At 35.1% G+C, this 23,893-nt stretch carries 27 protein-coding genes and 1 pseudogene; 17 read left to right on the top strand and 11 right to left on the bottom strand.

Translation table 11 applies throughout. The features are described from left to right. Positions 1-20 precede the first annotated feature (20 nt). Positions 21-1,202, bottom strand: coding sequence for an MFS transporter (locus tag ACK1U5_RS14890; RefSeq protein ID WP_000748711.1), 1,182 nt, complete (start codon positions 1,200-1,202; stop codon positions 21-23). A 140-nt stretch (positions 1,203-1,342) separates the two neighbouring features. Between ACK1U5_RS14890 and ACK1U5_RS14885 the strand changes: the two genes are divergently transcribed. The 4 genes and pseudogenes from ACK1U5_RS14885 to ACK1U5_RS14870 all read left to right on the top strand — a co-directional run bounded on the left by ACK1U5_RS14885 (position 1,343) and on the right by ACK1U5_RS14870 (position 3,695). Continuing rightward, the gene (locus tag ACK1U5_RS14885; protein WP_000679679.1) at positions 1,343-1,804 is read left to right on the top strand and encodes a MarR family transcriptional regulator; all 462 of its coding nucleotides are present in this window, start codon (positions 1,343-1,345) and stop codon (positions 1,802-1,804) included. Between the two features lie 128 nt (positions 1,805-1,932). Beyond that, positions 1,933-2,787, top strand: coding sequence for a patatin-like phospholipase family protein (locus ACK1U5_RS14880; RefSeq protein WP_000892691.1), 855 nt, complete (start codon positions 1,933-1,935; stop codon positions 2,785-2,787). Positions 2,788-3,075: 288 nt separating this feature from the next. Next, a pseudogene (locus ACK1U5_RS14875) lies at positions 3,076-3,459 on the top strand (ABC transporter ATP-binding protein); the annotation flags it as partial. 32 nt (positions 3,460-3,491) lie between these two features. Then, complete coding sequence (locus ACK1U5_RS14870) at positions 3,492-3,695, top strand: hypothetical protein (RefSeq protein WP_000432804.1); 204 nt, start codon at positions 3,492-3,494, stop codon at positions 3,693-3,695. 78 nt (positions 3,696-3,773) lie between these two features. On the opposite strand, the gene ACK1U5_RS14865 is transcribed toward ACK1U5_RS14870, so the two are convergent. Further along, positions 3,774-5,075 (bottom strand): NCS2 family permease, encoded by a 1,302-nt coding sequence (locus ACK1U5_RS14865; RefSeq protein WP_000482710.1) that lies wholly within the window; start codon positions 5,073-5,075, stop codon positions 3,774-3,776. A gap of 202 nt (positions 5,076-5,277) precedes the next feature. Between ACK1U5_RS14865 and ACK1U5_RS14860 the strand changes: the two genes are divergently transcribed. From ACK1U5_RS14860 to ACK1U5_RS14850, 3 genes are all read left to right on the top strand, one after another. Further along, positions 5,278-6,144, top strand: coding sequence for an SDR family oxidoreductase (locus tag ACK1U5_RS14860; protein WP_001136259.1), 867 nt, complete (start codon positions 5,278-5,280; stop codon positions 6,142-6,144). A 66-nt stretch (positions 6,145-6,210) separates the two neighbouring features. Next, the gene (locus ACK1U5_RS14855) at positions 6,211-6,972 is read left to right on the top strand and encodes a L,D-transpeptidase (protein ID WP_033682769.1); all 762 of its coding nucleotides are present in this window, start codon (positions 6,211-6,213) and stop codon (positions 6,970-6,972) included. A gap of 103 nt (positions 6,973-7,075) precedes the next feature. After that, a complete protein-coding gene (locus ACK1U5_RS14850; RefSeq protein WP_000834195.1) occupies positions 7,076-7,327 on the top strand; it encodes a hypothetical protein in 252 nt (83 codons plus the stop codon). 32 nt (positions 7,328-7,359) lie between these two features. Here ACK1U5_RS14850 and ACK1U5_RS14845 read toward each other — a convergent pair whose 3' ends face one another. From ACK1U5_RS14845 to ACK1U5_RS14805, 9 genes are all read right to left on the bottom strand, one after another. Then, a complete protein-coding gene (locus ACK1U5_RS14845; RefSeq protein WP_001115481.1) occupies positions 7,360-7,575 on the bottom strand; it encodes a DUF1540 domain-containing protein in 216 nt (71 codons plus the stop codon). Positions 7,576-7,647: 72 nt separating this feature from the next. Next, the gene (locus tag ACK1U5_RS14840) at positions 7,648-8,103 is read right to left on the bottom strand and encodes a thioredoxin family protein (protein ID WP_000738440.1); all 456 of its coding nucleotides are present in this window, start codon (positions 8,101-8,103) and stop codon (positions 7,648-7,650) included. 12 nt (positions 8,104-8,115) lie between these two features. Then, entirely contained in the window at positions 8,116-8,535 is a 420-nt protein-coding gene (locus ACK1U5_RS14835) for a disulfide formation protein C (protein WP_000532264.1), read from the bottom strand. 165 nt (positions 8,536-8,700) lie between these two features. Next, entirely contained in the window at positions 8,701-8,949 is a 249-nt protein-coding gene (locus ACK1U5_RS14830) for a YhdB family protein (RefSeq protein ID WP_001195459.1), read from the bottom strand. 120 nt (positions 8,950-9,069) lie between these two features. Then, entirely contained in the window at positions 9,070-9,582 is a 513-nt protein-coding gene (locus ACK1U5_RS14825) for a PCYCGC domain-containing protein (protein WP_000761029.1), read from the bottom strand. A 45-nt stretch (positions 9,583-9,627) separates the two neighbouring features. After that, a complete protein-coding gene (locus ACK1U5_RS14820; RefSeq protein WP_001095041.1) occupies positions 9,628-10,737 on the bottom strand; it encodes a GerAB/ArcD/ProY family transporter in 1,110 nt (369 codons plus the stop codon). 16 nt (positions 10,738-10,753) lie between these two features. Beyond that, on the bottom strand, positions 10,754-11,836 hold the full coding sequence (locus ACK1U5_RS14815; RefSeq protein WP_113710804.1) for a Ger(x)C family spore germination protein: 1,083 nt from the start codon (positions 11,834-11,836) through the stop codon (positions 10,754-10,756). Then, a complete protein-coding gene (locus ACK1U5_RS14810; RefSeq protein WP_000467489.1) occupies positions 11,833-13,350 on the bottom strand; it encodes a spore germination protein in 1,518 nt (505 codons plus the stop codon). The genes ACK1U5_RS14815 and ACK1U5_RS14810 overlap by 4 nt, the downstream gene beginning before the upstream one ends. A 125-nt stretch (positions 13,351-13,475) precedes the next feature. Then, positions 13,476-14,072, bottom strand: a complete 597-nt coding sequence (locus ACK1U5_RS14805; RefSeq protein ID WP_000276968.1) for a hypothetical protein — start codon at positions 14,070-14,072, stop codon at positions 13,476-13,478. Positions 14,073-14,310: 238 nt separating this feature from the next. Between ACK1U5_RS14805 and ACK1U5_RS14800 the strand changes: the two genes are divergently transcribed. From ACK1U5_RS14800 to ACK1U5_RS14755, 10 genes are all read left to right on the top strand, one after another. Continuing rightward, the gene (locus ACK1U5_RS14800) at positions 14,311-14,871 is read left to right on the top strand and encodes a nitroreductase family protein (protein WP_000214819.1); all 561 of its coding nucleotides are present in this window, start codon (positions 14,311-14,313) and stop codon (positions 14,869-14,871) included. A gap of 114 nt (positions 14,872-14,985) precedes the next feature. Continuing rightward, the gene (gene spoVR / locus ACK1U5_RS14795; protein WP_001202701.1) at positions 14,986-16,404 is read left to right on the top strand and encodes a stage V sporulation protein SpoVR; all 1,419 of its coding nucleotides are present in this window, start codon (positions 14,986-14,988) and stop codon (positions 16,402-16,404) included. Between the two features lie 107 nt (positions 16,405-16,511). Next, positions 16,512-17,783, top strand: a complete 1,272-nt coding sequence (locus ACK1U5_RS14790) for a neutral/alkaline non-lysosomal ceramidase N-terminal domain-containing protein (RefSeq protein ID WP_113710803.1) — start codon at positions 16,512-16,514, stop codon at positions 17,781-17,783. A 174-nt stretch (positions 17,784-17,957) separates the two neighbouring features. After that, on the top strand, positions 17,958-18,926 hold the full coding sequence (locus tag ACK1U5_RS14785) for a trypsin-like serine peptidase (protein ID WP_000887279.1): 969 nt from the start codon (positions 17,958-17,960) through the stop codon (positions 18,924-18,926). Between the two features lie 372 nt (positions 18,927-19,298). Beyond that, positions 19,299-20,963: a CoA-disulfide reductase gene (gene cdr, locus ACK1U5_RS14780; RefSeq protein WP_000087580.1), complete on the top strand. Its 1,665-nt coding sequence runs from the start codon at positions 19,299-19,301 to the stop codon at positions 20,961-20,963. Positions 20,964-21,148: 185 nt separating this feature from the next. Continuing rightward, positions 21,149-21,412: a metal-sensitive transcriptional regulator gene (locus tag ACK1U5_RS14775; RefSeq protein ID WP_000456206.1), complete on the top strand. Its 264-nt coding sequence runs from the start codon at positions 21,149-21,151 to the stop codon at positions 21,410-21,412. A gap of 88 nt (positions 21,413-21,500) precedes the next feature. After that, entirely contained in the window at positions 21,501-22,061 is a 561-nt protein-coding gene (locus ACK1U5_RS14770; RefSeq protein ID WP_113710802.1) for a sulfurtransferase TusA family protein, read from the top strand. 37 nt (positions 22,062-22,098) lie between these two features. Continuing rightward, positions 22,099-23,229, top strand: a complete 1,131-nt coding sequence (locus ACK1U5_RS14765) for an MBL fold metallo-hydrolase (protein WP_000114053.1) — start codon at positions 22,099-22,101, stop codon at positions 23,227-23,229. 27 nt (positions 23,230-23,256) lie between these two features. After that, the gene (locus ACK1U5_RS14760; RefSeq protein ID WP_002098804.1) at positions 23,257-23,487 is read left to right on the top strand and encodes a sulfurtransferase TusA family protein; all 231 of its coding nucleotides are present in this window, start codon (positions 23,257-23,259) and stop codon (positions 23,485-23,487) included. Between the two features lie 38 nt (positions 23,488-23,525). Further along, complete coding sequence (locus ACK1U5_RS14755; RefSeq protein WP_001092317.1) at positions 23,526-23,885, top strand: rhodanese-like domain-containing protein; 360 nt, start codon at positions 23,526-23,528, stop codon at positions 23,883-23,885. Positions 23,886-23,893 lie beyond the last annotated feature (8 nt).

Here is a 23,893-nt window from a genome sequence, read left to right as displayed (position 1 = left end):
GAGCCGACATTTTGGGGGCTCTATTTTAATTTTTGTACAGCATGAAAACTTAGCATTTTCATTGCATATAAGATTACAAGTAAAAACATAATTGCACCTAGGAAGAAAATCCAAAAGTAATTTTGGTTAAATAAAAGAAATCCACCTATAAGTGGCCCTGTACCCATACCAAGATAGCGGATGAAGTTGTATATACCGATAGCTGTTGCACGTTCTTGTACGAATTCTTCTGTTAATAAAGTAGTGTGAGTTGGCATAGAAAGTCCCATACTAAAACCGTACAAAGATGTAACGATAATGATGAAGGGGATATTGATGCTATATGTGAAAGAGAATAAAACGACACATATAATATTGAAGAAACTCGTAATAAATAAAGCTTGCTTTGTTGTGAGGCGTTTTTGCAAAAACTTGTAGCAAAAACTTCCTAGCATGATAGAAAGAGACATTGGTACAAACATAAGACCAATTTTATTTACAGTTAAATGAAATGAATTTGTTAAAATACTCGGTAAAAAAACGAGAAAGCAAAAGTAAATACAAAATTGAATGAAGCCAATAAGAGTAATAGAAAATCCAGTTTTATTTTTTAAGATAAGAGAGTAATTCTTTTGTGCTTTAGACTGCTTAATTACACTTGGCTTTGTTTCTGGAAGTAGTGAAATGTTTATCATTAATAAGATAATGCCAAGTGTAGATAAAAAGAGAAATACAGATAAGTGACCATTTATACTGCCAAGATAACCACCTATGAGAGGAGCCATTGCAGGTGCGAGGGCAAGTAACATTTGGTATAGGCTCATCGCTTCTCCGCGTTCTTTTCCTTCAAATAAATCGCCGATAATCGTTGCTGAAACTACAGGTATAGCCGCTATTCCTATAGCTTGAACAGCTCTAAAAAAGAGAAATAAATAAATGTTTGCCGAAAAAGCACATCCGATTGAAGCAATCGTACTAATAATTAAACTAGGAATAAGGACAGATTTTCTCCCTTTTGTATCAATTAAAGGGCCATATATGAGCTGCATAATCGCAAGAACGAATGTAAAAAGTGAAACTGTTACATTTACAAGATAAAGAGAAGTATGAAAAGAATTTTGAATCATCGGTAAGATAGGTGTGTAAATATTTTGAGCGAAGGAACCGAATAAGGCACTAATACAGATAACATATAAAATGAAATTTAGTTTAGATTTTTTCATCTTGTTAACCCCCTTGTAATTTAGTTTCCTAGGAAACTAAATTTATTTTAACATGATTTTCTCACTTGTAAAGATGAAAAAATAATTTTAAAATGGTATATAGTTAAATTGTTTCTTCGGAAACTTAGGAGGCGAACGGATTGAAGCATGCAACGAAGCAAATGGAAATACTGTCGGACATTCGTACACTTTTGCATAAAAAAGAAGAACATTTAAAACGACAAAACGAGAAGTTTCTTCGTGAGACAGGTGTAAGTAGTATGTCTTTATCTGAGTTACATGTAATCGAATGTATCGGAAAAAATGGTTTGATGAATGTAACGGCAATTACGACAGAAATGGGCATGACGAAGGGAGCAATCTCTAAAATTTGTACAAAGTTGTTTCAAAAGCAATTCGTTGAGAAGATGCAAATGTTAGATAATCAAAAAGAAATCTTCTTCCGCTTAACGGAAAGTGGGAATGAAATATATAAAGCTCATGAAAAATTGCATAAGCAAGCTGAAGAAAAGTGGTTGTTACTTTTAGATGGATATACGAAAGAAGAGCAAGACTTTATTCAAAGGTTTATAAAGGATGTCTCCAATCATTTGGAAATATAATTGGAAGAAAAAACTCCTTTTTCTCAAGTCTTTTAAATATAATTTCTGAAAGAACTCATATATAATAGAAAAAGATACTTAACATGGTGAATAATTAAAGAGTCAATATATATAGAGGAGAGAGTAACATGCTTGAAAATACGGGGTTAGTATTAGAAGGCGGCGGTATGCGTGGTGTGTACACGGGCGGGATATTAGAATACTTTATGGAACAAGATTTATATTTTCCATATGTAATCGGTGTATCAGCTGGTGCTTGTCATGCAGCGTCGTATCTTTCCAGACAAAGAAATAGAAATAAAACGGTCAATATTGATTATGCATCACATCCGAAATATTTATCGTATAAAAACTTATGGAGAAAACGTCAGCTATTTGATATGGATTTCATTTTTCATGAAATTCCAGAAAAGTATGTGCCGTTTGATTTTGAAACATACTTTAATAGCCCGGAACGTTTCCTTGTAGGAACGACGGATTGTGAAACAGGGCAATCTGTTTATTTTGAAAAAGAAGGAACGAATGATGATGCGCTAAATTTATTACAAGCGTCTAGTTCATTGCCTTTCATTGCACCGGTAGTAAATTACCGCGGTAAACAACTGTTAGATGGCGGGATTTCTGATCCAATTCCAGTTCGTAAAGCGCAAGAGGATGGATTTAAAAAATCAGTCGTTATTTTAACGAGAAATCATGGCTACGCGAAGAAAAAATCAAGGTTTGGATGGGTTGCAGCGAAAGCTTATAAAAAATATCCGAACCTTGTTAACACGATGCTGAATCGTTATGAAGTGTATAATGAAACACTTCACTATATTGAAAAAGAAGAACAAGCTGGCAATTTATTTGTTATTCGCCCAGAAGTGCCGCTTCAAGTAGATCGTATGGAAAAAGATACAGCAAAACTACAAAATTTATACGAGCAAGGCTATGAAGATGCAAAGAGACAGTTTGCAGATTTAAAGGCGTTCTTGCAAAAATAAGTATTAGGCTGCGGAGAAGAGTTTCTCCGCAGCTTTTTTATATTGCTACTTATACGTTACTTTTTAAAAATGTATGAATGTTTAAGTGTTTAAAGAGTTTGTAAAACACCGGGGTTTCTTGTTGAGGAGAATTTATTTGAAGGATATTATGATGATGTAGCGCTACTAAACTATTAAATTTATGAGGTGATTGTTAATGAAAGGAAAAGTTTTTTCAATTACAACTTTAGTATTATTAGCAACATCAACCTCAACAAGTGCATTCTATCCAACTCTAAGCGGTAACCTACTATATTAGATGATTATACAGTTGTTGACAATGTAATGCTTCCGCTTATATATAGAAGAATTTCTCATAAGAAACGTATGCAAATATCAAAAAAAATGCTGAAAATGGTAGGGCTTGAGAGGCATATTAACAAATATCCTTACGAGTTATCAGGAGGAGAACAGCAAAGAACAGCAATAGCAAGGGCTTTAGCACAAGATACAAAAATTATACTTGCTGATGAACCGACTGGTGCTCTTGATCAAGAAAATGGGGAGAAAATTATGAGTATTTTACAAGAGATTAATAAAGAAGGAAAAACAGTGCTAGTTGTTACACATGATCAAAAGGTAGCTGCATATTGTCAGAGGACGATACGGTTACTTGATGGTTGCATGGTATAATATGGATAATGTTATGTGAAGAGGTGATACATATGGAAAATGTCTATAAAGGACTTAGGCATATTGGGTTTATTATGATGTTTATTTTTGGTAGCGTATTTTTACTTCGCTGGTTTATTCATGATGAAATGTTAATAGATCAACTTATTGGTTTTAGTGTGGGCATAGTAATGGTTATTTCATCAGTTTTCATTCAAAAGTATAGTAAAGAATTAAAGGTAGAAGAGAAGTATTAAAAGGTTATAACCTTCTTCATATTTTGAATGATTGTTGTAAAAGAAAAGTAGAGCATCGGATTTCGATGCTCTACTTTTTTAATGTGGTAAGAATATCAATTGATAAGCAAACAAAATTCCAAATACATATACAAGTGGGTGAACAGCACGGAATTTACCTTTTGCCACTTTCATAAGTGGATATGAAATAAATCCAAGTGCGATACCTGTTGCGATACTTGATGTAAGAGGCATGCTTAAGATTACTAAAAATGCTGGGAATGCTTCATCAAATGCGTCCCAATCGATGTGGCGAACTGAACCCATCATAAGACTACCAACGATAATTAATGATGGAGCAGTAATAGCTGATACACCAGAGACAGCACTTACTAATGGTCCGAAGAATGCTGCTAGTGCGAATAGAACAGCTACTGTAACAGTTGTTAAACCAGTACGACCACCAGCTGCAACACCAGCAGATGATTCAATGTAAGCTGTTGATGGTGTCGTTCCGAACATAGAACCAATAGTTGCTGAGAATGAGTCAGATAGAAGAGCTCGTCCAGCTTTTGGGAGTTTTCCGTCTTTCATAAATCCACCTTGTTGAGCTACCCCAAGTAATGTACCTGTTGTATCAAATAATGTAACAAGGAAGAATGAAAATACAACGCCGTATAATCCGTAGTTAATTACGTCAGATACAGCAGTAATTGGATTTGAAACGATAATTCCTTCTGGTAATCCAGGCATTGATGTAACACCGTTTGAGAATGTTAATTGTCCTGTGAAGAAAGCGATAATACCAGTTAATAGCATACCGATAAATAGTGCGCCATTTACATTTAAAGACATAAGGATAATAGTAATTCCAAGTCCAGCTAATGCTAGTAGAACTGGAGCAGAGTGAAGATCACCAAGTCCAACTAAGTTTGCATCATTTTTTGTAACGATACCAGTTAATCGTAAACCGATAAAGGCGATAAATAACCCGATACCAGCAGTAATTGCATGTTTTAAGTTTTCAGGAATTGCTTCCATTAATTTTGTACGGAAAGATGTAAATGATAGCAAAATTAAAATCATACCTGCTACGAATACAGCAGAGAATGCAATTGCGAAAGTCATGCCTTCATGCGCTTTTACAACAGAGTAAGAGAAGTAAGCATTTAATCCCATACCTGGCGCGATTGCGATTGGTAAGTTTGTAAAGATTGCCATAAATAATGTTCCGACAACAGCAGCAATAATTGTTGCTGTAAATGCTTGTTCAAATGGAACACCTGCATCTCCAAGGATAACAGGGTTTACGACAATGATATATGCCATTGTTAAGAAGGTAATAATACCTGCCATAATTTCAGTTTTAATAGAAGTTTTATGTTTTGAAAGGTTAAACATATAAACATCCTTTCTGTTTACGAATAATTTTCACAACAGTTATATATAATATTCGTTTTTTATCTATTTTGCAATAGTTTTGCATAAAAAGTTTATAACAATTCATATTTTGTGTCTTAAATTCGAATATTAATCGTAAACCGATGTGTGAATTTCAGCTTTTTATTGTGCACATGCTAAGGAAAAGGAGTTGAAAGCAGCTATGCCACAGCAAAAAAACTTTATAACAATGCCTGCGCAACATCAAAATAAGCAGCCTGGTATTGAATCATTAATGAATCCTCTACCACAGTTTGAAGATCCCAATTATAAAGGTAGCGAAAAGTTAAAAGGAAAGAATGTATTAATTACAGGGGGAGATAGCGGAATTGGACGAGCAGTTTCCATCGCTTTTGCAAAAGAAGGAGCAAATGTTGCGATTGCTTATTTAGATGAGGAAGAAGATGCTAATGAGACGAAGCAATATGTTGAGAAAGAAGGTGTAAAGTGTGTATTGTTGCCGGGTGATTTAAGTGATGAACAGCATTGTAAAGATGTTGTTCAAGAGACCGTCCAGCAGCTAGGTAGTTTACAGGTTTTAGTAAATAATGTCGCGCAGCAATATCCGCAGCAAGGACTAGAGTATATTACAGCAGAACAGCTAGAAAAGACTTTTCGTATTAATATTTTTTCTTATTTTCACGTTGCGAAAGCAGCCCTTTCTCATTTGAAGAAAGGGGATGTCATTATAAATACGGCATCTATCGTTGCATATGAAGGAAATGAAACGTTAATTGATTATTCCGCGACGAAAGGAGCAATCGTAGCTTTTACAAGATCACTTTCTCAATCGTTAGTGCAAAAAGGGATTCGGGTAAATGGTGTTGCACCAGGACCGATTTGGACACCGCTTATTCCATCGAGCTTTGATGAGAAGAAAGTCTCTCAGTTTGGGAGCAATGTCCCAATGCAAAGGCCTGGTCAACCATATGAGTTAGCGCCGGCATACGTATATTTAGCGTCTGGTGATTCTTCTTATGTTACTGGACAAATGATACATGTAAATGGGGGCGTTATTGTAAATGGATAGTTTTCATTTATAAGAGCAAAGTAATGTTAATTCCACTTATTATAGTGAGCGCTAGGGGGGATATAGCTGAAAAAGTTATGTTTCGTCATACTATTATTTTTCATCCTACCGGTTAGTGCTTTTGCTAATACAGATCATTTAATATTAGTGAATCTTACGACAAATCAGTTGTCTTTTTTTGAGAATGGAAATTATACAAAAACATTTCCAGTAACGACTGGAAGAGATCGTACACCTACGCCTGAAGGTAACTTTTGTATTATAACTAAATTTAAAAATAAAGAATACCATCGAAAAAAAATACCTGGGGGTGCACCGAATAACCCTCTCGGTACGAGGTGGCTTGGACTAGATAAGAATGAATATGCGATTCACGGGACGAACCGGGAATGGACGATTGGAAGTAGGGAATCAAATGGTTGTATTCGCATGCATGACAGGGATATACAATGGTTATATGACAGAGTACAATTACAAACAAAAGTAATCATTTCTCGTTTTCATACGAGCCCCGAATATGAAGCGAATAAGCTTGGTTATCGCGTTGTGAGCTGGAATGGTCGAAAAATAGAAGAAGAACAAATTGGAGTACTAACGCTAGTAGACCGCGCGGATATATATTGGCAAGAACCAAATGGACAGTTAACGAAAGTGAAAACGGTATTGCCAAATGAAAGATATCCAGTGTACTCAAAACGCAAAGACGGAATATATTATATAGGAAACAATTCGTATATTATAGATGAAACAGGAGAGAAAATTCGTTACGAGCAAATTCCTTCTTCGATTTTAAGTAATATATATAAACGGAAATACAATGTTCCGTAATGGCTACCGTATTATAGACGGTAGCTTATTTATACTTGGAGTTTAACTGCAACTATTGTATTTTGCTGAATATAATACAGTACAGATAGGGGGCGGTTATATTATGAAAAGTGAATTTGCGTTTAAAGTTTTTTTAGTAACGACCTGTTTATTTATCGTGTATTTATATGCGTTTCTCGTCTTTTCTTTTTATGTTCCATATGTTGATTTAATATTGTTCTTCGGATTTATTTGGGCGTTTGTGAAAGCGAGGGAAGGAGAGAAGAGTATATATCGGCGCATTACCTTATGCGGGACGGCCGTTCTCGTTATTTTGTACTTTTTTATTATGCATGATTTTTGGAGGGGAATGTAAAAAAGCATACGATGAATCGTATGCTTTTTTGTTTAATATTTAGGCTTAAATGTATGACAACAAGTCTCTACACTCGTTGCTACAGAACTTTCTAGCGTCTCGTTTGTTAAAACAGCAGCTGTATATGAATCATTTTCAGTTTGACCAGTTTCATCTGCATCAGGCTGAACGATGATCGCACTTGCTTGACAAAAGTTACCTTGTCCCCAAAAAGAACAGTTGGAAACAGAACATCTTACTTCTGGCATAAAAACCCCTCCTTATACATTAGTGTGGGATTTTACACCCATTTCATGTGTAGAAGGAGTTTCCTTTTCTCGTTACTTTTTCGTTTGCTCAAGCCATTCTTTTAATTTATCTTTCGGCTGTTCACCGCTAATACGGCTCACTTCTTTGCCATCTTTAAAATGAATGATTGTTGGTGTTCCTTGAATTTTATATTCATCCCAAGGAGCATCTAATTTTTCAATATCCATAACTTTCATATCAACGTTTAAGTCTTTAGCCATTGGCACTAGGACAGGAGATAATTTTTGGCAATGAACGCAAGATGTTTGATAAAAGTATACTGTTTCTTCTTTTTTCTCTTTTAAGTTCTTTTGAAGATCTGAAAGAGAGATTTTATTTGTGTAGTAGTCAGGACCGTTTGTCTTACTTTCAGTAGGATTATCAATCTTTTGGCTAGTTGAAGCGTTTTTTTCTTCCATTTGTGTTACAGCGAAAATTGCCGCAAACAAGGCGATAATAATACCACCAAATATAAGCATTTTTTTCATTCTTTCATCTCCTTATTTGTTTTTGATGACAATAAAGCTACAAACAGCGATTGTAATAAAGCCGATAAGTGCTAAAAACGGGATTGTAATAAAACCAAACCAGTTTATAAATTCTCCGGTGCAGGGTACACGACCGCAAGCTGCTCCAGCAGCTGAAAACGCTGGGACTTTTTGAATTGCATAGTGATATAAAGAAATACAAGCACCAATACTTGCAATTGGTAAAGAATAACTTGCGATGCGATAATCTTTTTTTGCTACAGCGATACCGAGCCATAAAACGAATGGATACATAAAAATACGTTGATACCAACAAAGTACACAAGGCTCAAATTTCATGATTTCGGAAAAATAAAGACTTCCCAGTGTAGCGATAAAAGAAGCTCCCCATGCGGTAAGTAAAGCATATTCTTGCTTTTTTTCTCGTCCCATATTTTATACCTCTCTTATAATAGTTACATACTAAATTATAGTATGAAGTGGTATGGAAAAGAAAGAAAAAATATGTTTATCAATAAAAGTTTTATGAGGAGAAACTTTTATTGATATAAAAATTTAAAAAAAGCGCCATTCTCCGGAAGAGAATAGCGCTATAGTTTACATTTGAATTTGTTCTACTTCTTCTACATGCGACTTTTGGGATGCGTGGTCAATATATTGAAATAGGAGCTGCAATTGTTTATCAACTTCTGGCAGTTCCTTGCTGTATTGATAAGCGTGTAAAAAATGCTCAATACGCTTAGAAAATAATTGATCGTTCGTTTGAACCATGAGAACGAGTAATTTATCCCAATTACAGCAATACGTGTAATAGAGAGCTTTATCATAGTCGTTATATGTTTGCACTGTGTACCCTCCTTACCGAGAGTTATATATAGTGTGTGATAAGTAAGGAGAAATACACTTGAAAGAATTTGTTAAGAAAAAATGAGAATGAAAAGAAAAAACGAGGAATTCCCTCGTTTTTTAAGCTTTTGGCATTGGCGTAGGTGTTGGTTTGCCATAGCCTTCTTTGTATTTATTATCGATATAGTTACGAATTTCAAGCGTTGATTTTCCTTTTTGTTTCATGGAAGCAGATTCAACTGCAATTTCTAGGCAATTGACGCAAGTCGTTGCATGGGAGTCCCAAACAACTTCACCATTCTTTTTAATTTCACGAATAAAGCAGTTTTTATTATTTTTATGTCCTACACTTTCACCGCAACCACAATAGCATGGAATCCAATCTAATAGCTCTGCATTTTGTCCAGCGACGGTGTAGATATCTTTCATTTGTGGATCAAGCTTATCTAGGAAGGTTGGAAGTGTGTCGACTCCTTTTGTTTTCTCTTGAATGTCAGCTTGCTGAGTGTGCGATGCGTGGTCATGTTCTTCTTGTTTTGATTCAGAAGATTTTTGGTCATTTGTACCAGTACTTCCGCATCCAGCAAGAATTAAGCTTAGTACTGCAAGTAAAGAAAATACATACTTTTTCATTCGCTTGTCCCCTTTACAAATGTATTAATCAAATTGTATCAGAGATTACGGTGTATCGGTTGAAGATTTTTTTGACTGATTTTTGAAGCGCCATCTTAGCGAATGGAATAGAAATAAAATTGGGATATAAGCGTATACAATATATAAACCCGCTTGAGATAGTACGGTATTTAATGTGTTGATACTTTCACGGTTTGTGAAAAGTAGAGAAGCTGAAAATATGATGAAAATAAAAAACGGTAATGTAAATTTAAATGAAATATGAAAGGAACGCTTCATCGTTTGACATGATGACCAAATGGTTAAGCAAAGGTTTGGTAAAATAATTAAAAACCAAACGAAAATAATAATATATTCAAAGCGCTGAATAAAAGGAACTTTAATTATTTTTAACATCGTTAAAGTAGGCCAAATAGTACGGTTTAATTGTCCCTCGCTGTAATACATAAAAGATACGATAGCTAAAACTACATAAATTAAAGTGCTAAAAGCAATTCCAGCATGGGCCCATCTTTTTAAAGATTTTCCTTTTTCAATAAAGGGATAAAAGATAAGAATTGTTTCAAACCCTAGAAATTCCAATGCAGAGTGTTTTGCAGATATAAGCATGTCAAAAGGTGAATGTGTAAAAATAGGTAAAATATTACGAAAATGTGCATACTTCATCGGATAGACTAAAAAGAATACAACGAACATAGGAAGAACAATACCCCAAAAACATATCCCTGTCACAGAACGGAAGCCACCTTTTATAATGTAGTAAGTGACTAATAAAAACATAAGCGTAAGCTTCCATAACTTAATGGTAGGGAAAATCCAAACTTGTATCACTTCCATATATGTACGAAGAACAGTAAGGCAAAATAATAAGCAATAAAGAGTGAAAATTACAGAAAATATAGAGCCAACCCATTTTCCAAAGGTTGTTGTATGAATACTAATTAAATCTCCGTCTTTTTCAAGCATTTTTAACATACAAAACAGTACAATATGAGTTGCAATACCTGCAATAATAAGAGAAATCCAAGCATCATAACCTGCATTTTTCAAAATTACACGTTGATATCCGAGAATTCCTATACCAATCTGGAGAGAATGCAATAAAATAAATGCAAAATATGGAGATACTGTCTTTGTTTTATTCATTGTATTCATTGCTTATTTCACCTCACTATTCTCCGATTCCAGATTGTACAATATTAAGATCTAAATTTATATCTACCGCTACATTTTTATACATATTTCGAATTTGTCTTATATTCCATTTTCTCGTATGGCTTCTAATTTCATCTCGTATTCCTAACGGATCAATTTCCTTTTCTTGAAATTGTTTTATTAAATCTTCACAGTCTTTTTCGACATTTCGTTCAATTTGTTTTTTTATATAGTTGATATTTGTTTCTTTTCTTAAATCAATCCAATTAGGAGAGTTTTTAATTAATCCATTTAATTTTAAATGGATTTTTACTTTTGGTATGTCGCCAGTTTGATCTATATCATATTTGTTTTTCCCAGCTAAGTTTTGTATCACAACCATACCTTTATGTTTATCCTTTTTTATTGCTGCTTCGTAACGTCCATTTTTCGTAGGATTAATAAGTAATTTTGCTAAAACAGAATGTCTTTTATCCGTATACATGACGACTTTATCGTCTTTTAAAAAGGCAAGTCCTTTGACAGCGACAGAATGATTATCGTCCATTTTAATATAAGGAACATAGGCATCACATACAGAAGAGTAATAATTATATAAAAAAATGTTTAATTCAGTTTGTGGAATGTTCTCATTTCTTATATTTTGCTCGAGTAAATCAGCAATATATAAAGACCCATTTTTTTTCCCGTAATTTAAAAGCTCTTCAGCCGATCCATCTACAATGGCTAGTTGTACATCACGCCCGATATTTGGGTCACGTTGTAAGTTAGTAATAACCTCTCCCATTCCGCGTTCCCCTAGAGCCTTTCCAAATAGGACGACACGCATTTGACCTACAACAACATTGTGAGGAGATTTCGCATTTAATCGTGAAGCAATTGTTTCAAGTGAACGGGCAGATGTTGTTTGCGTCTCTGGTTTAGACTTTACACCATGTGTGTACTCTGGGAATAGAATAGTTCCTTGGAATTTTTTGTTTTTTGTGATGTCAAATCCAGCAATATGAATAATACGCTGTGCATCCACTATATACGTTTGTGTACAGCCAGTTTGTAAAACGAAGAAGATAATGATAAGGTGCAATAAAATTTTTTTCATTCATTCTCACCATCACGTTTTTGCTTCGATTTGTTTGGATTGTAGCGCCATTTTGATTTTGGTCTAAGAAAAGAAGGTCTTTGTGCCGTTTGACTAAATGGTAATCGAAGAAAACCTTCTGCTGTACCTAAACCACGAAATGGATATAAAGGTAACAAATAAGGTGATCCAAGCGATTTTAATTTAATTAAATGAGCTAAAATAAATACAAATCCGACAGCGAGGCCTAATCCTCCGAATGCACCGGCTAAGAGAATAAGCGGAAAGCGTAACAACCGGATAGTAGAAGACATCTTTACAGTCGGTGTTGTGAAAGATGCAAGGGCGGATAAAGCAACTGCAATTAATAAAATTGTACTTGTTAAAGCTGCTTCAACAGATGCTTGGCCAATTACAATCCCCCCAACAATCCCGATCGTTTGTCCGACTTTTGTTGGTAAACGCGCCCCTGCTTCACGAAGCAATTCGATTGTAATTTCTAAAAAGAGTGCTTCTAGAATAGGAGGGAAAGGTACGTTAGCTCTCGAGAAAATAATAGGACCTAGTAGATCGGCAGGGATCATTTGATAATGATATGTTAAAGCCGCTGTATAAATAGCGGAGGAAAAAAGAGAAAATATAGCTCCGAAAAAACGAATAATACGAAAGAACGATCCAATCATCCACGGTAAATAATAATCTTCTGGTGAAATGAAAAAATCCAGTAACGTTGTTGGTCCTGATAAAGCATATGGAGAGCCATCTGTTAAAATTAAAACTTCCCCGTTAATTAATGCAAATACAGCTCGATCTAATCGTTCTGTAGGTAATAGAACAGGAAAAGGTGAATTGCTATTATCACTAATAAATTGCTCAATCATAGTTGAATCAAATGGGACATCAAAGTCAATGTCTTCTAGCCGTTGAATTGCGGTGTTGACAAATTGTTCATTTGTAATTCCTTCTATATAAGCAACTGCTACTTTCGTTTTTGATATAGATCCGACGGTAACTTCTTTAAAAATGAGTTGCTCCGTTACGATATTTCGGCGTAATAAGTGGATATTTGTATCAAGGTTTTCAACGAAACCGATTTTAGGCCCGATTACGCTATACTCATTTTCTGTATCGTTATATAATCGTTTTCCTAAAACAGTACTTTCGGCACGAATTAAAGCATATTGATCAGGATTCGAATTGTTTTTTAAGCGTATTAAAATATATCCACCTAATAATTTTTCACGAATATCATCAATAGAAGGGGAGGTAATAATGTCTTCAATAGAGATAATATTACATAAATCAGAGATGTTTTGGATTTGTTCCGATTCCTTTTTTATAGGAGTTAAAATGAATTGTTTAATAATAAGTGCTTCCACGACAGATTTATAATAAAACAAGCACAACGTTTCATCTTTAAGTATATTATAAGAGACAAAATCGCTTGATTCTTTCATGGTTTGTATAAATTCTGGAATAGAACAAAGTGTTTTTGTATTAGTCTTTTTTGATTTCTTAGATGATAAACCGAACATTTTCTCACCCCTAACTTACATCATTTACTTGTGTTAGTTTTTGGGAAAGACGGGAATTTATACTTAAAAATTGAAAGTTCATAAAGAAAAGGAAGAGTGGTGAAAGCCTCTTCCTTTTTAGCAGTTTAATTTGTTTTTTGTTCTTTAATAGACTTCACTAATTTCATCATTTCCGCTCGTATATCTTCTCTTTTTACATTTAATTTTTCGGCAATTTGTTTAATGTCCATTCCATCTTTTTTCATCTTTAATACATCATCAAGAGGGGTATTGCTTTTTTGAGAGATGATTGTTAACACAGTAAGATGACGCAATTTGATGTTATATTCTTTCATTTTTTGCTTTAGCTGATCAGGTGTGGATTTTTGCATAGTTGCTAACTGTTGTAGCAGTGCTTGCTTTGTTTCTTTATTCATATGATGCTTTTTCAGCTTACTTGGATCTACACCGAAATGCTCGGCTGTTTTCTCCCAAGATTTATTTTGCTTATAGTAAGCTAAAACATCTTTTATTTCTTTATTACTAATTCTTGCAATATGAGCAGCTTTCCAAATTTCATGTTTGTTATAGCCGAGTTTTTCTAGCGATTGCACTTCTTCTTCTGGAATTGGTTTATGGTGATGCATTGTTACTTCTTTTGGTGTGGCAGCGGATGTAGGGAAGGTGGATATCCCGCATAATAATGCTGCCATAGTCATACAAACAGCGATTTTTTTGTACATGTAAACTCCTCCTAGATGGATAATGTAGAAAACTGTACACATATCATTTCCATAAAATGTGAAATACTTGTGAACAAATCAAGTTTTTTTATTCACAGTATGAAATGACGTTTTTAGAAGTTTTCCAACATAAAACATTGATTAATAGTAAAAAACTAAGGTATAATCGAAATTGAAAATCAATATCAATGATGACGATAAACTTATACATATAGATAAAAATAAGGGAGAGATAAATATGACTACATATACTTCCATCGCTAATGTGATTAAAGAAAGACGCTCTGTTCGTACATTTACAGACAAAGCAGTAGAAAAAGATTTATTAATTGAACTATTAAACGATGCAACATGGGCACCAAATCATAAGCACCGTGAACCATGGAATTGTAAACTATACATCGGAGAAGGCCGCAAGAAATTAGTAGATGCAGTATTAAACTCTTTCACGGAAGAAGAAAGAGCGAAACGCGGTAAAATTTTATCAGATCGTTTTTTAAGCACGCCTGCACAAATCGTTGTATATATAAATGAAGATCCGCGTCAAATTCAACGTGATGAAGATTATGCTGCAACATGTGCATTCATGCAAAACTTCCAACTTCTTGCTTGGGAACGCGGATTAGGTTGCGTTTGGAAATCAGGCGGATTAAACTACAATCCATTATTTATAGAAGGAATCGGTTTAACAAGAGGCCAACGTATCGTTGGAATTCTTCATATCGGCTATTTCGATAAAGCGCCAGAAGGAAAAGCACGTACTCCGATTACGGAGAAGATGGAGATTATTGAAGGTTAATAGATGAGACATTCTCGTTTTTGCGGGGGTGTCTTTTTATTATGCAATCAATCCTCATGAAAGCTTGTTCTTCATCATACACTTTCTTAAGGGAAAGTGTAAGGAGGGAAAATAATGAGAGCAAGTGACGATAAAGCACTGCAATATGCGATTGCGGAAATTACGGAAATTGCGACTGGATTTGGGCTTGATTTTTATCCGATGCGTTATGAAATATGTCCAGCGGAAATTATTTATACATTTGGTGCATATGGGATGCCGACAAGGTTTTCACATTGGAGTTTTGGAAAACAATTTTTCAGAATGAAATTACAATACGATTTAGGACTTAGTAAAATATACGAACTCGTTATTAACTCTGATCCATGTTACGCCTTTTTATTAGATACGAACTCTTTAATTCAAAACAAATTAATTGTAGCGCACGTTTTAGCACACTGTGACTTCTTCAAAAATAATATTCGTTTTTCAAATACGAAGCGAGATATGGTAGAGAGTATGGCCGCAACAGCGGACCGTGTGAAAGCTTATGAGCATAAGTATGGAAAAGCAGAGGTAGAAACATTTTTAGATGCCGTACTTGCCATTCAAGAGCATATTGATCCGTCGCTTATGCGTCCGAAGCTCGCATGGAGTATTGATGATTTAGAAGAGGAAGAAGTAGAAAAGAAAAAGGTATCGCAATACGATGATTTATGGAATTTAGATAACCGAAATAAAAAACAAGAGCGCTCTAATATACGTAAAAAGAAGAAAATCCCACCGCAACCAGAGAAGGATTTACTTCTCTTTATTGAAGAATATAGCCGTGAGTTAGAAGATTGGCAGCGTGATATATTAACGATGATGCGCGAAGAAATGTTATATTTTTGGCCGCAGCTTGAAACGAAAATCATGAACGAAGGCTGGGCATCCTACTGGCATCAACGCATACTTCGTGAAATGGACTTAACCTCTGATGAAGCAATTGAATTTGCGAAACTAAATGCAGGTGTCGTTCAGCCATCAAAAACAAGTATTAATCCATACTACCTCGGTATTAAAATCTTTGAAGATATTGAAGAACGGTACAACAATCCGACTGAAGAAATGAAGCGACGGGGCGTAAAACCAGGATCGGGCCGTGACAAAATGTTTGAAGTACGCGAAATTGAATGGGACGTATCGTTCTTAAGAAACTACTTAAATAAAGATCTTGTTATGCGAGAAGATATGTACTTATTCCAGCGCCAAGGAAAAGAATATAAGGTAATAGATAAAGAATGGGAAAATGTACGTGATCAACTCGTAAATATGCGTACAAATGGTGGGTTCCCGTACTTAGTAGTAGAAGATGGAGACTACTTAAAGAACGGAGAATTATACATTAAACATAGTTACGAAGGAATCGAGCTCGATTTAAAATACTTAGAAAAAGTATTACCATATCTTCATCAACTATGGGGAAGAACGGTGCATATGGAGTCCATTGTGGAGAGTAAGGGCGTTGTGTTTTCTTATGATGGTAAGATGGTGCATCGGAAGTATGTGTGAGGGGAAGAACGGACATAGGATACTGTGTCCGTTCTTTTTATTTGGAACCAAGTTAAATATGCTATTCTTGAAAAAAGGGAGTTATATAGAGAAATGGAGTGATTTAAATGAGCAAAATAGGGGTATGTAAGGTTGATATTACGCCGCCTGTAGGTATTGATTTTGTCGGATATCATAGAGAGACAGGAATAAATAATATTGAAGAGCGTATTTATGGGACAGTTTTTGTATTTGAAAAAGATGAAATGAAAACTGTGTTTATAAGTATCGATAATATTGGGATGTTAGTAGAAGATACGAATATGATTCGTGAGCGAGTAGCAAGTAGGCTTCATGTGCCATTTGAGCGAATAACGGTTGTTTATACTCATACGCATTCCGGTCCAGAGACAGTCGGTGATGATCCGCTAGTGCAGTCGTATAAAATGATTTTAGTAAATAATGTAGTACATGGTGCTGTTACTGCAAATAACAATTTAAAGCGATGCGAAGTTGGATGGGGTGTTACGACAGGTGATATCGGTGTAAACCGACGAGAGAGAACATCTGATGGAAGAGCAAAGATGGGAACAAATATTGAGGGTGTTGTAGATAAACGAATTGGCATGTTGGCAATCAGAAATGCTGAAACGAAGGAGCTATCTGGGATTATAGTATTTTGTACTGCGCATCCGAATGTTTTAAAAGGTGATAGCGATGAATTATCAGCAGATTATCCTGGAATAACGAGAGAGATTCTAGAGCAGATAGTGAACTGCCCTGTTATTATTGTTCAAGGTGCCGCTGGAAATGTGAATGCGAAATATCGCGGTTCAAGGGAAGCGTTAAAACAAATGGCTTACATACTTAGTGGACATGTATTAACGATGTTACCAACAGTTACATATAGTCCAATTGTAAAATTAAGGACAGTTTCAAGTATGATGCAAATGAAGTTGAAGGATATTCCTGAAATTGATGAGATACGAAGCATGGCTCGATTAGCCGAGAAGCAGTGGGGCGTGAATACGGATGAATGGCTTGCTATCGTATTAGAGAAATATAGGCAAGGTATTCGGAAGTTACGTATAGATTTAGAAGTTCAACTGTTTCAAGTTAATGGTGGTATGTTTTCAGGTATACCGATGGAACCTTTTTCAGAAACTGCCTTAGCAATGAAAGAGAGCCTTCAAAATGAATTGGCTTTCTTTGGTGGATATATGAACGGATATCTTGGTTATTTACCGACAAAAGACGAATATGCATATGGCGGATATGAAGTAGAATTAAGTCCTATTGTGTATGGAACAGTTACAAATTTGTTAATGCCACCGGGAGAGAATACTGCGGAGTTGATTGTGAAAAAGGTTATGGATTTATGTAATATGGTGAAACTTTAATGAGACAGGTTTTTGAACGCAGAGTAAAGAATATGACTTATTGTTTGATTTTGTTAAGTCAATGTAATTAATGATGATAATCATTATTAATTACATTGACTTCTAAAAAAAGAAAAACTAGAATTTATAAAGGGATCTTCAATTGTTCGCTATCATTTGTATAGGAGGTAAGTTATGTTGGATAGCTTTATTTCTATAAGATGTAGGTTGGCTCTTTATAGTTTTGGTGTTCTTTTTATCTTTTTTTGTACAGTATTTTTGGTGAATCAGAAGGTGTATGCAGAAGATGTACCGTGGACATCAGTTTCAAATGAGGGAGAACGTGTACTTTTTCAAGAACAATCTTTGTATAGTAATGATCGAAGGGGAGAAGATCTTGTTTCACCTTCATTTGAAGGGCGTAAACATGGTGGGGAAGATTGGGGAGCCTTCTTAGAAAATACGAAGTTAAATTATTCACCTAACATTCTTACCTATTCTGTTATAGGAATAGATGATCGAATACGGGTTAATGATACAACTTCATATCCGTATAGTGCTGTAGTCCATATAGCAACTCAGTATAATAGTGGAGAAATTTATGGATGTACAGGAGCACTAATTAGTAAAGATACAGTGCTGACAGCTGGACATTGTATTTACAATAAAGAAATTGGTGGATGGGCGACAAATGTTATTGTAACTCCAGGACGTAATGGAGGACAAGCACCGTATTTACCTTATAAAGGAACAAAACTTTACTCGGTAAGTGGATGGACTGATAACGAAAATTCAAATTATGATTATGGAACGATTAAATTAAATGGGTCTCCAGGAGATTATACGGGTTGGTTTGGATATAGAACTACCTATGTAGAATCACCAAAAGGTTTACTTGCGGTGATTCCTGGATATCCAGCTGATAAAATAGGAAATGAACGTTACACAATGTGGAGAGATTATGGTCCAATTGAAGGTGTTAATCCTAGCAGACTAACATACAAGATTGATACTTATGAAGGGCAAAGTGGATCACCTGTATATCATTATTTTGATACAGGTATCAAAATAATAGCCATTCATACAAGAGGAAATAAAAATATGAATTTTGGAAATCGGATAACAGACAATGTGTTTAATAATATTAAAAGATGGTCTGAATAAATATAGTAAATCCATTTGGAGTCATTTTCTTAGATTGTGGTATTTAAGAATTTTAAGCGAAATATATTCAACTTCAAGTGAAACTATTGAGTTTGGAAATTTAAATGTAGGTGTAGTTCAGTTATCTAAAACAAGTATTCCCTCATACTACACCATCTTTAGGTATTGATGTAATAGTAAAGAAAGTTATAGAACAGAACTATATGAAAAAGAACTTGGAAATATCTAAGTTCTTTTTTGTTTCAAATTTGTGAAAGAAAGACATATTGATTGAAATTAAATTTTTCATACTCTATTATATACCCATACAGGTATAGGTTTTTGTGTGATACATGAAAAAATTAAATAATAAATAACATGGAGGTTTGAAATATGTCTAGAAAAATTGTTGTAGTAGGCGGAGTTGCTGGCGGGGCATCAGTAGCTGCAAGGCTTCGTCGTTTAAGTGAGGAAGATGAAATTATTATGGTTGAACGCGGTGAATACATTTCGTTCGCAAACTGTGGATTGCCATATTATATTGGCGGTGTCATTACAGAAAGACAAAAGTTATTAGTACAAACTGTTGAAAGGATGTCAAAACGTTTTAATTTAGATATACGTGTATTGAGTGAAGTTGTAAAGATTAATAAAGAAGAGAAAACAATTACGATAAAGAATGTAACTACAGATGAAACATATAACGAGGAATATGATGTTTTGATTCTTTCACCAGGGGCGAAACCAATTGTTCCACCTATTCCGGGCATTGAAGAAGCGAAGGCGTTGTTTACGTTACGAAATGTACCTGATACAGATCGTATAAAAGCGTATATTGATGAGAAGAAACCACGTCATGCGACGGTTATTGGTGGAGGATTTATTGGAGTGGAAATGGTTGAGAATTTAAGAGAACGCGGGATTGATGTTATTCTTGTAGAGATGGCGAATCAAGTAATGCCACCAATCGATTATGAAATGGCAGCATACGTACATGAACATATGAGAAATCACAATGTTGAGCTTGTTTTAGAAGATGGTGTAGATGCGTTAGAAGAAGACGGGGCTATTGTACGTTTAAAAAGTGGCTCAGTTATAAAAACAGATATGATTATTTTAGCAATTGGTGTACAACCAGAGAGTAGTTTAGCGAAAGAGGCAGGATTAGCATTAGGAGTTAGAGGAACGATAAAGGTAAATGAGAAATTTCAAACATCTGACCCATATGTATATGCAATTGGTGATGCGATTGAAGTGAAAGATTTTGTTACAGAAATAGAAACGATGATTCCTTTAGCGTGGCCAGCTAATCGTCAAGGTCGCATGTTAGCAGATATTATTCATGGTCATACGGATTCTTTATATAAAGGTACGATGGGAACTTCTGTGGCTAAAGTTTTTGATTTAACAGTTGCTTCGACTGGAGTGAATGAGAAAATATTAAAACGACTAAATATACCCTATGAGGTAGTACATGTACAGGCAAATTCTCATGCGGGATATTATCCGAATGCTACGCCTGTGCTAATAAAATTAATCTTTAATAAAGAAAGCGGAAAAATTTATGGAGCGCAGGCGTTAGGGCGTGATGGTGTAGATAAGCGTATTGATGTTATTGCAACGGCAATGAAGGCAAACTTAACTGTAATCGATTTGCCGGATTTAGAATTATCATATGCCCCGCCCTATTCTGCTGCAAAAGACCCAGTAAACATGGTGGGGTATGCGGCAAGTAATATAGTAGATGGTTTTGTGGACACAGTGCAATGGCATGAAATAGATCACATTGTTAAAAATGGTGGATATCTTATTGATGTTCGAGAGCCTAATGAACTAAAACAGGGAATGATTAAAGACTCTATTAATATTCCGTTAGATGAATTACGTGATCGATTGGATGAAGTGCCAATGGACAAAGAAATATATATCACTTGCCAACTTGGTATGAGAGGGTATGTTGCAGCGCGCATGTTAATGGAAAAAGGATATAAGGTAAAGAACTTAGATGGTGGCTTTAAATTATACGGAACAGTAGTACCAGAATGTGTTGTATATTAATATTTTTTCATCTTCCACTTCAAAATTTGGTGGAAGATGAAAGCCTATATAGTAAGGTTTCACTTCTTGTTTTGTGAACATATAAGATAAATATTAAAAATAGGGGTTTACAAAATACCCTATAGGGTATAATATATTGTCATAGGTTATAAATAGTGACATAATGGTAATGAGGTGATTATAGGATGGAATATAATCAAGATATGAAAAATAGATTGAAACGTATTGAAGGTCAAGTTCGTGGTGTGCTTCGTATGATGGAAGAAGGAAAAGATTGCCGAGAGGTTATTACACAGTTAACGGCATCTCGTTCTGCCCTTGATCGTACAATTGGGCTCGTTGTTGGGACTAATTTAGAGCAATGTTTGCGTGAGCAGTTTGAAAGTGGTAATGGTTCAAATGAAGAGTTAATTAAAGAAGCTGTTCAATTACTTGTAAAAAGCCGATAATCTGTCAAATATAATTGTTGACAGATTTTCAAAAACATTTTAATATACCCCTACAGGTATATGTATATAAGTTGTGGAGGAATCAATTATGAGTATAAAAGTGGATATGAGTTTAGATTGTAAAGGGTTGGCTTGTCCGATGCCGATTGTGAAAACGAAGAAGGCGATAGAAGGATTAGCACCAGGGCAAGTGATTGAAGTTCAGGCAACAGATAAAGGATCTACGGTAGATATAAAAAGTTGGGCGGGTAAAGTAGGACATCAATATATCGGGACGAAACACGAGGATGATGTATTGGTGCATTATGTTAGGAAAGCAAAAGAGCATGAAGTGAATGAAATTGTGAAATATCCACATACAATTACGAATGCAGAATTACAGTCTATATTGTCTCATGGAGAAGAGAGCATTGTATTAGATGTTCGCGAAGCAGCGGAATTTGCTTTTGGTCATATTCCATCCGCCATTTCGGTACCATTAGGTGAATTAGACAGCGCAGTATTAGATAAGACGAAGCAAATTTATGTTATTTGCCGAACTGGTAATCGCAGTGATATAGCTTGCCAAATGTTGAAAGAGAAAGGTTATTCAAATGTGAAAAATGTCATTCCAGGTATGTTAGAGTGGCAAGGGAATATAGAGAAATAAATTTTTTGAATAAAAATATACCTATGGGGGTAATAGAGTGAGTGTTAAACCGTTACAAGCAAAAGATGTGGCAGAGAAAGTGTTATTCGGAGAGTTATTCATTTTAGATGTTCGTAATGAGGCGGATTATGAAGATTGGAAAATTGAAGGGAAACAAGTTTCTTCTATTAATAAACCTTATTTTGACTTGTTAGATGGTGTAGATCATATTGTCAGTGAACTACCTAAAGATAAAGATGTTTTAGTAGTATGTGCAAAAGAAGGGTCTTCTATATTTGTGGCAGAGCAATTAACAGAGGCTGGATTAGAAAATATTTACTATTTATCTGGTGGTATGAAGGCTTGGAGTGAATATGTAAAGCCTATAAAAGTGGGAGATTTAAAAGATGGCGGAAGTATGTATCAGTTTAACCGTCTTGGAAAAGGTTGCTTATCATATATGGTTATTTCAAACGGTGAAGCAGCAGTTATTGATGCAGTAAGAACAGTTGAAGCGTACGAAGAGTTTGCGAAAGAGCATGGCGTTACGATTACGAATGTAATGGATACACATTTACATGCAGACCATATTTCCGGAGGACGTAAGTTAGCGGAAAAGGTAGGTGGTACGTATTGGTTACCACCAAAAGATGCAGAGGAAGTTGTTTTCTCATACGAACCGCTTGTTGAAGGATCTGTTATTACGGTGGGGGGTACTAAAATTGTAATTGACGCATTATACTCACCAGGGCATACGATTGGAAGTACGTCATTCATTGTAGATGATTCTTATTTATTATCAGGCGATATTTTATTTGTAGATTCAATTGGGCGTCCTGATCTTGCTGGTAAGGCTGAAGATTGGGTGAGTGATTTACGTAATACTTTGTATAGCCGATATAAAGAGCTATCTCAAAATTTAGTTGTGTTACCGGCTCATTATTCAAAAATAAGTGAAATGAACGAAAGTGGTATCGTTAGTGCAAAATTAAAAGATTTATTTGAGCATAATGCAGGATTAAATATTGAGGATGAGGGAGAGTTCCGTAAAGTTGTAACAGAAAACTTACCACCTCAGCCAAATGCATATGAAGAAATTCGTCAAACCAATATGGGTAAAATTCACCCAAGTGTGGATAAAGAGCGTGAAATGGAGATTGGTCCAAATCGTTGTGCAGTGCACGAATAATGAAATAAATAAAAAATGGAGGAATTGATGATGAATATAAAACAAGTGTTAGATGCGAAAGGTTTAGCATGTCCAATGCCGATTGTAAGAACAAAGAGATCAATGGATGCTCTACAAACTGGAGAAGTGTTAGAAATACATGTAACGGATAAAGGGTCAGTTAAGGATATTCCAGCGTGGGCAAATAAATGTGGCCATGACATCGTAAAGCTTGAAGAAGAAGGCGATGTGCTGAAGTTTTGGATTAGGAAGGCGTAGTGAAGCAATAGTTTTGTAAATATAGAGAGGTTGGTTATATGAACACAATATTAAGTACGCTTTTCATTGTACTTGCTGCATGGTTTGTTATTTCACGATTTTTACCAGTGAAAGGTGTTCAAAATATAAATGGCAAAGAATTGAAAAGTATAGTGGGGAAAAAAGGGAAGTATTTTATTGATGTCCGTACAGTAGGTGAATATAGAGGGAATCATATGAAAGGCTTTCAAAATATCCCCCTAAATGATCTAGCAAGTAAGGCGAATCAATTAGATAAGAATAAGGAAGTAATCGTTATTTGCCAAAGTGGAATGAGAAGTAAGCAAGCAGCAAAGGTATTAAAGAAATTAGGATTTCAGCACGTTATCAATGTTTCAGGCGGTATGAATGGTTTGTGAGGAGGGAG

The organism is Bacillus sp. XB1, from assembly GCF_053557995.1.
The sequence above is the reverse complement of the archived record's forward strand: the minus strand, read 5'-3'. Positions and strand labels throughout refer to the sequence as shown.

What these genes read in the sequence shown, in the direction of transcription:
- ACK1U5_RS14890 (WP_000748711.1), bottom strand. Translation starts at nt 1,202, where the DNA reads ATGAAAAAATCTAAACTAAATTTCATTTTATATGTTATCTGTATTAGT.
- ACK1U5_RS14880 (WP_000892691.1), top strand. Translation starts at nt 1,933, where the DNA reads ATGCTTGAAAATACGGGGTTAGTATTAGAAGGCGGCGGTATGCGTGGT.
- ACK1U5_RS14870 (WP_000432804.1), top strand. Translation starts at nt 3,492, where the DNA reads ATGGAAAATGTCTATAAAGGACTTAGGCATATTGGGTTTATTATGATG.
- ACK1U5_RS14865 (WP_000482710.1), bottom strand. Translation starts at nt 5,075, where the DNA reads ATGTTTAACCTTTCAAAACATAAAACTTCTATTAAAACTGAAATTATG.
- ACK1U5_RS14860 (WP_001136259.1), top strand. Translation starts at nt 5,278, where the DNA reads ATGCCACAGCAAAAAAACTTTATAACAATGCCTGCGCAACATCAAAAT.
- ACK1U5_RS14850 (WP_000834195.1), top strand. Translation starts at nt 7,076, where the DNA reads ATGAAAAGTGAATTTGCGTTTAAAGTTTTTTTAGTAACGACCTGTTTA.
- ACK1U5_RS14845 (WP_001115481.1), bottom strand. Translation starts at nt 7,575, where the DNA reads ATGCCAGAAGTAAGATGTTCTGTTTCCAACTGTTCTTTTTGGGGACAA.
- ACK1U5_RS14840 (WP_000738440.1), bottom strand. Translation starts at nt 8,103, where the DNA reads ATGAAAAAAATGCTTATATTTGGTGGTATTATTATCGCCTTGTTTGCG.
- ACK1U5_RS14835 (WP_000532264.1), bottom strand. Translation starts at nt 8,535, where the DNA reads ATGGGACGAGAAAAAAAGCAAGAATATGCTTTACTTACCGCATGGGGA.
- ACK1U5_RS14825 (WP_000761029.1), bottom strand. Translation starts at nt 9,582, where the DNA reads ATGAAAAAGTATGTATTTTCTTTACTTGCAGTACTAAGCTTAATTCTT.
- ACK1U5_RS14820 (WP_001095041.1), bottom strand. Translation starts at nt 10,737, where the DNA reads ATGAATACAATGAATAAAACAAAGACAGTATCTCCATATTTTGCATTT.
- ACK1U5_RS14815 (WP_113710804.1), bottom strand. Translation starts at nt 11,836, where the DNA reads ATGAAAAAAATTTTATTGCACCTTATCATTATCTTCTTCGTTTTACAA.
- ACK1U5_RS14810 (WP_000467489.1), bottom strand. Translation starts at nt 13,350, where the DNA reads ATGTTCGGTTTATCATCTAAGAAATCAAAAAAGACTAATACAAAAACA.
- ACK1U5_RS14805 (WP_000276968.1), bottom strand. Translation starts at nt 14,072, where the DNA reads ATGTACAAAAAAATCGCTGTTTGTATGACTATGGCAGCATTATTATGC.
- ACK1U5_RS14800 (WP_000214819.1), top strand. Translation starts at nt 14,311, where the DNA reads ATGACTACATATACTTCCATCGCTAATGTGATTAAAGAAAGACGCTCT.
- spoVR (WP_001202701.1), top strand. Translation starts at nt 14,986, where the DNA reads ATGAGAGCAAGTGACGATAAAGCACTGCAATATGCGATTGCGGAAATT.
- ACK1U5_RS14790 (WP_113710803.1), top strand. Translation starts at nt 16,512, where the DNA reads ATGAGCAAAATAGGGGTATGTAAGGTTGATATTACGCCGCCTGTAGGT.
- ACK1U5_RS14785 (WP_000887279.1), top strand. Translation starts at nt 17,958, where the DNA reads ATGTTGGATAGCTTTATTTCTATAAGATGTAGGTTGGCTCTTTATAGT.
- cdr (WP_000087580.1), top strand. Translation starts at nt 19,299, where the DNA reads ATGTCTAGAAAAATTGTTGTAGTAGGCGGAGTTGCTGGCGGGGCATCA.
- ACK1U5_RS14775 (WP_000456206.1), top strand. Translation starts at nt 21,149, where the DNA reads ATGGAATATAATCAAGATATGAAAAATAGATTGAAACGTATTGAAGGT.
- ACK1U5_RS14770 (WP_113710802.1), top strand. Translation starts at nt 21,501, where the DNA reads ATGAGTATAAAAGTGGATATGAGTTTAGATTGTAAAGGGTTGGCTTGT.
- ACK1U5_RS14760 (WP_002098804.1), top strand. Translation starts at nt 23,257, where the DNA reads ATGATGAATATAAAACAAGTGTTAGATGCGAAAGGTTTAGCATGTCCA.
- ACK1U5_RS14755 (WP_001092317.1), top strand. Translation starts at nt 23,526, where the DNA reads ATGAACACAATATTAAGTACGCTTTTCATTGTACTTGCTGCATGGTTT.